The organism is Clostridium sp. (assembly GCF_016650095.1).
GTDB lineage: Bacteria > Bacillota > Clostridia > Clostridiales > Clostridiaceae > Clostridium_AD.
The window spans coordinates 1-6,107 of sequence record NZ_JAENWL010000230.1; the positions used below are offsets into that span (position 1 = coordinate 1).

The 6,107-nt window shown below is 35.1% G+C and carries 5 protein-coding genes; all 5 read right to left on the minus strand.

The window, feature by feature from the left end:
* Positions 1-114: 114 nt before the first annotated feature.
* Positions 115-1,605 carry an L-arabinose isomerase gene (araA, locus tag JJE11_RS12905; RefSeq protein WP_291636249.1) on the minus strand — a complete coding sequence of 497 codons (1,491 nt, stop codon included), beginning with the start codon at positions 1,603-1,605 and terminating at the stop codon, positions 115-117.
* Positions 1,606-1,927: 322 nt separating this feature from the next.
* Positions 1,928-3,019, minus strand: a complete 1,092-nt coding sequence (locus JJE11_RS12910) for a GntR family transcriptional regulator (RefSeq protein WP_291636251.1) — start codon at positions 3,017-3,019, stop codon at positions 1,928-1,930.
* A 208-nt stretch (positions 3,020-3,227) separates the two neighbouring features.
* Positions 3,228-3,917, minus strand: coding sequence for an L-ribulose-5-phosphate 4-epimerase (locus JJE11_RS12915; protein WP_291636253.1), 690 nt, complete (start codon positions 3,915-3,917; stop codon positions 3,228-3,230).
* 30 nt (positions 3,918-3,947) lie between these two features.
* Positions 3,948-5,471 carry an FGGY-family carbohydrate kinase gene (locus JJE11_RS12920; protein ID WP_366927930.1) on the minus strand — a complete coding sequence of 508 codons (1,524 nt, stop codon included), beginning with the start codon at positions 5,469-5,471 and terminating at the stop codon, positions 3,948-3,950.
* The coding region (locus tag JJE11_RS12925) for an L-ribulose-5-phosphate 3-epimerase (RefSeq protein ID WP_291636257.1) at positions 5,471-6,107 on the minus strand (637 nt) is incomplete at its 5' end. The genes JJE11_RS12925 and JJE11_RS12920, both read right to left, overlap by 1 nt.

Sequence of the window (6,107 nt, forward strand, 5' to 3'; positions counted from 1 at the left end):
AAAATTAATAATTTGTAATATATCACTTAATTCTCACCAAACTTATCATTCTTTATAAATTTAGATTTGCTCAATGAGAGATAGTAATCAGAAGTAATAACTTTTTAACTTTTACTAACGGAGTCTATAAGCAAGGTCATTCCATCGCAATTCATTTTTGAAAGCTACCATTTTTGTGTCGTTATTTATAAATAAACATTCAATTCCTACCATTTCAGCCCAGTCAGCTAATTGTTCTGGCGTTACATTAAAAGAGAAACTAGTATGATGTGCTCCACCAGCATGTATCCAAGCTTCTGCTGAATCTTTAAGGCTTGGTTGTGGCTTCCATAATACTCTAGCAACTGGTAGGTTTGGCATAGCATGCTGTGGTTTTACTGCATCTACTTCGCTTACTATTAAGCGAAATCTTCCACCCATATCAATTAGTGATGCACAAACTGCTGGTCCGTCGCAACCATCAAATACTAATCTTGCTGGATCTTCTTTTCCACCAATTGCAAGTGGATGTACTTCAATGCGTGGGCGATTTGCTGCAAGTGTAGGACACACTTCTAGCATGTGTGATCCTAGTATCATTTCATTTCCTTTTTCAAAATTATAGGTGTAATCCTCCATAAGAGAGGTTCCTTTTCCTTCTGCTATGATTTTCATAACACGAACCAATGCTGCAGTTTTCCAATCTCCTTCTGCACCAAACCCGTATCCAGCAGCCATTAATCTTTGCGTTGCGAGTCCTGGAAGCTGCTTCATACCGTGCAAATCTTGAAAATTATTTGTAAATGCAGTGAAGTTTCCTTCTTCCATAAAAGTCTTCATTGCAATTTCCATACGTGCTTGTTCTTTAATTGAATCCCTTGCAGACCCTTCAATTCTTGCTTCCTCAGCGATTTCATAAAGGAGCTCATATTCATCCATTAAATCATTTATAGCTTCTTCTGATACCTTATTCATGTAAGTTACTAAATCACCTACACCATATCCATCTATAGACCATCCAAACTTAATTTGCGCTTCAACCTTATCTCCTTCAGTAACACCCACGTCACGCATATTATCTCCAAAACGAGCAACTTTAAGATGGCTACCTTCTGTGAACGCAACAGCTACACGCATCCATGCTCCTATTCGCGCTCTAACTTCTGTGTCCTCCCAGTGTCCAACAATTACTTTTCGTTCAATTTTCATACGTGCACCGATGAATCCATATTCACGGTCACCATGAGCAGATTGGTTTAAATTCATAAAATCCATATCAATGCTATCCCAAGGAAGGTTACAATTAAACTGAGTATGTAGGTGAAGTAAAGGTTTACGTAATTCTGATAAACCTGCTATCCACATTTTTGATGGTGAGAATGTATGCATCCAAGTAATAACTCCGGCACAAGACTCGTCACTATTTGCTTCTGAAAATAACCTGCGTATAGCATCTGATGTTTTTACAACCGATTTAAATATAACTTTACACGGAATTATAGAATCATCATCTAAGGCTTTTGCTATTATTTGCGAATGTTCTTCGACCTTTTTAATAATATCTTGACCATATAAATCTTGACTACCGGTTACAAACCAAATTTCTGATTTTTTCATGTTAAGCATTTTTCATTTCTCCTTATTTAATATATTTATTCATTACATGTCTCTTCGCAATTTTTTATTATTGTTCTAACCCAGTGGCAGTCAGTTTCTTCTTCGACGTTTACTTAATTACTGTATAATCTTTAACTTTAAATCGTTTTCATACATGCAAGAAAGTATTTGCCTATATAAAATGCAACTTTATTTGTCCGTACAATTCTCTTCTTACTCTTCTTATATACATATTCTTCATCTTTCCAGAAAATCCTTTAAATTTTAAAAATTGTATTGGATTAAATACCTACACTTTTAAACGTTCAGCGAGTTTTAAAAACTAATTCTATTATTTTAATGGTTGATTTCTTGTTGAGTATCTTACAATTATTTCTGGTTTGTATAAGTAGGTTGGCTTCTCCATTCTTCCTTCAATCATATTAATAAGAAGCCTAGCTGCTCTTCTTCCCATATCTTCTTTAGGATGGGCCACAGTAGTAAATTTTAATTCTGTTGCTATCGCAATATCAGAATCATCATAACCCGTTACAGAAATATCCTCTGGAATTAGGAGTCCTGCATCCCGAATAGCCTGCAGCACATATGTTGCAATTTGATCATTATAACAGATAATTGCGGTCGGTCTTTCCTTATTATGAATTAAATGACTGGTAAACTCATAAGGTACAAAAGTCTCTCCACTTGTTTCAAATCTACTTATAAGTTCATTGTTAATAGGTATACCGAATTCTTCTAGTGCCTTCGTATACCCCAATTGCCTATTTACCCCTTGAAGGTCATCTCGTTTAAATATTCCTGCTATTTTTGTATGACCAAGTTGAAGTAAATACTTTGTTAGAAGATATTCTCCTTCAATATCATCCACTACTACATAAGCAGGGTCCAGTTCATCATATTTTGCATTAATCATAATATAGGAAATATTTCTTTTTTCTAATTCTTTATACCAATTTAAATTCACATTTTCGTAGGCACTCATCGTTGGTTCAACAATTAATCCAACTACTTCATTGGCAATTATTTTTTGTAGACATTCTGCCTCTTTTTGTTTTTCATTATTTGTATTTAATAACATCAAATTATATCCTGCTTCGCTTAGAACTTCTTCTATTCCACGAATAATTGAAGGAAAGATATAATTAGAAATATACGTGGTAAGAACAGCTATAGTTCTTTTTTTAGTACTTTTGTTTCTAAAAGAACAAAAAGTTCCCTTTCCTTGCTCTTTATATATAAAACCGTCTTTTTCAAGTTCCATTAGAGCTTGCCTTACAGTATGTCTGCTAACTTTGAATTTTCCGACAATTTCATTTTCTGTTAACAACTGTTCTCCAGAAATTATTTTGCCAGATAATATTAGAGATTTAAAATATCCAGCAATTTGCATATATTTAGATATTTTTTCTGAACCTTTAATCATTATATAGCACCTCTAAATCATATTTTACTTGTACGTACATCTTATAATAATATTATACTGCTACTTTTATAATAATGTCAAATAATATCTTCCACTGTTAATGTCTGAGGAAAAGCTCAGATTAAATTAAGAAATAAAAAAAGTAGTAAAAAACAAATAATTATATTTGCTTTTCACTACTTAATATTCAATATATTATAAAAGCTATTTATTTCTGACCATAATATGCATCAGCACCATGTTTTCTCAAAAAATGTTTATCAAGTAGCACTTGCGGCATAGGTTTGATTTCTGGATTTAAAGCTTTAGCCTGAATTGCCATCATGGCAATTTCTTCAAGTACAACTGAATTGTGGACTGATTCATTAGCATCCGTGCCCCATGTAAAAGGTGCGTGATTCTTTACCAAAACAGCAGGAATAAAATCACAATTTAAATCTTTAAAGGCTTCAATAATAACATATCCAGTGTTTTCTTCATAGGCAGATTGAATCTCAGCATCACTCATTTCGCGTGTGCAAGGAATTTCACCGTAGAAGTAATCAGCATGAGTCGTACCATAGGCAGGAATTCCCAAACCGGCTTGCGCCCATGAGGTTGCCCAACGTGAATGGGTATGGCAAATTCCTCCTATGTTTGGAAATGCATTATACAATGCTACGTGAGTTGGAGCATCAGAAGATGGCTTTAAATTGCCCTCAACAACTTTTCCAGTCATATCTATTAGTACAATATCTTCTGCAGTCATTAAGTCGTATTCAACACCACTAGGTTTTATGGCAATTATCCCACTATTTCTGTCTATTCCACTAACATTACCCCATGTGTAGGTCACAAGTCCTTTAACTGGAAGTTCTAAATTAGCTCTAAACACTTCTTCTTTTAATTTTTCAAACATATAAATACCTCCTTATATTTTTTACAAAAATCAACTGAAATCTTTCCATAATCCATCCAAAACGCCTGAAACTTTTTTATACAGTTCATATTTCTTTTCGTATATTGGTATACTTAAAGGGTTGGGTTCAAGGCGACATTTTATCTTAACCATATTTTTAGCAGCTTCTTTTAAGTCCTTATATTCACCTGTAGCAACTGCAGCAACCATTGCACAGCCAAGTGCGCCCAATTCCTCTGTATCAATAATTTCAACTGGAAGCTTGAACACATCTGCAAATATCTGTGCCCAGATTATAGAATTTGCTGCTCCACCGGCAAGTCTGACAGCCTTTGTTGTCTCTCTGTTTAAAAGAAGCTTTTCTAAATGTACCATATGGCAGAAAACAATACCTTCATATACAGCTCTAACAATATGAGCCCTTGTATGGTGGCTATCCATACCAATAAGAGTTGCCTTTGCCTGAGGATTATAATTGGAGCCGAAAATGTATGGTAGAAATATGATGTTTTGTTCGTCTGGAGCAACACTTCCCGCCATTTCGCTACAATAACTGTAAATATTAACACCTAATTCTTTAGCTATTTGTTTTTCCTCACCTAGGAACATATCTACGAACCATGCATTGTTACCAGCAGAAGTAGCACTACATTCCTCTATAAGATAATACCCGCTGATGCAATACAGTGAGTTCATCATAATAGTTTTATTTAATACAGGTTTTTTGGATATGTACTCATTAATACTCCAAGTTCCTGCTATAACAGCAATGTTATCCTCGTTAGTTATATCCATTGCTACTGCACAGGCATCTATGTCAAACATACCTCCCGCCACGGTTGTGCCTTCCACAAGTCCAGTTTCCTCACTTGCACGCTTACTAACACCACCACAGAAATCTGTTGAGTATTTAAGGGGTGGTAATGTATCAAAGAGATCGGCAAGTCCAAATTCTTTTAGGAGCTCTTTATCAAAGCACATATCTCTAATATTCATCATATTTGAGCCTGAATAATCAGTGACCTCTGCGAAGGCCTGTTCCGTAAGCTTAAAACGAATATAGTCTTTCACTTCAAATATCCACTTGATATTTGATATAACTTCTGGTTTATTGTCCTTTAGCCAACATAACAAGGAAACCGGCTGGCATGCTAATATTTTTTGAAAGGTTTTTGAGAAAACCCTATCTGCCGTACCATCTTTGTTCCACTTTTCAGGATACATCCATGCACGTGCATCAGTTGACACAATACCGTTGTAACAAGGCTTGTCGTCCTTACCCCATAAATATAGACCTTTCCCATGTCCACTGCAAGCAATTCCTTTTATTTCTTTAGCATCTATTTTAGATTTTACTATGGCTTCTTTAATTACAATACTGTTGGCAATCCAAAGTTCATCCATGTTACGTTCAGTGAATCCAGCTTGGGGCGTTATCATAACGAGTTTCCTAGATGAACTTGCGACTTCCTCGCCTTTTTCATTAAAGATTACCGCTTTACAAAGTGTTCCTCCGTTATCAATTCCCATAAAGTATTTTGACAAACTAACCATCATCCTTTCTTATGATATTTATCAAGCTTTGCGCGCAAAAAATTATTTGATAATTTAAGTTGGTGTTGCCAGTCATCGTTGCCAACATACCAAAACTCACCTACATACAAATTAATGCCCATTTCGCTTGTAATTTTTATAGCTCCATCAAAATCTACATGACCTGTGCCATAGGGTATTTCTCTGAATACATTAGGCACTGTCTCCTTTAGGTGCATTGCGACGATATGACCTTTGCCTGCTATTATATCATCAGTTACCCGTGAATTATAAATTAATGAAGCATTGGTTATATTACCAAGATCAGGGTAGACCTGAAGAAAGGGAGAATTAACCTCATTAACATAATCCATAGCCTTCTCCACAGTATTCATTAACTGAGTTTCCATAGTTTCAAAGGCCAATATAACTCCTTTTTTTGCTGCAATTTCCGTACAACGTTTTAGATTTTCTAAAAACAACTTCTTTGTATTCTCATTTGATGGCTTATAATACTCATCATAGCCTGCAATTTGTATAATTCTCACTCCAATATCAACAGCAAAATCAATTGCATCACTCATGATCTTCATGCCACATTCCCGTATTTCTTTATCTTCACTACCTATTGGAAACTTTCTATGACCGCTAAGGCAC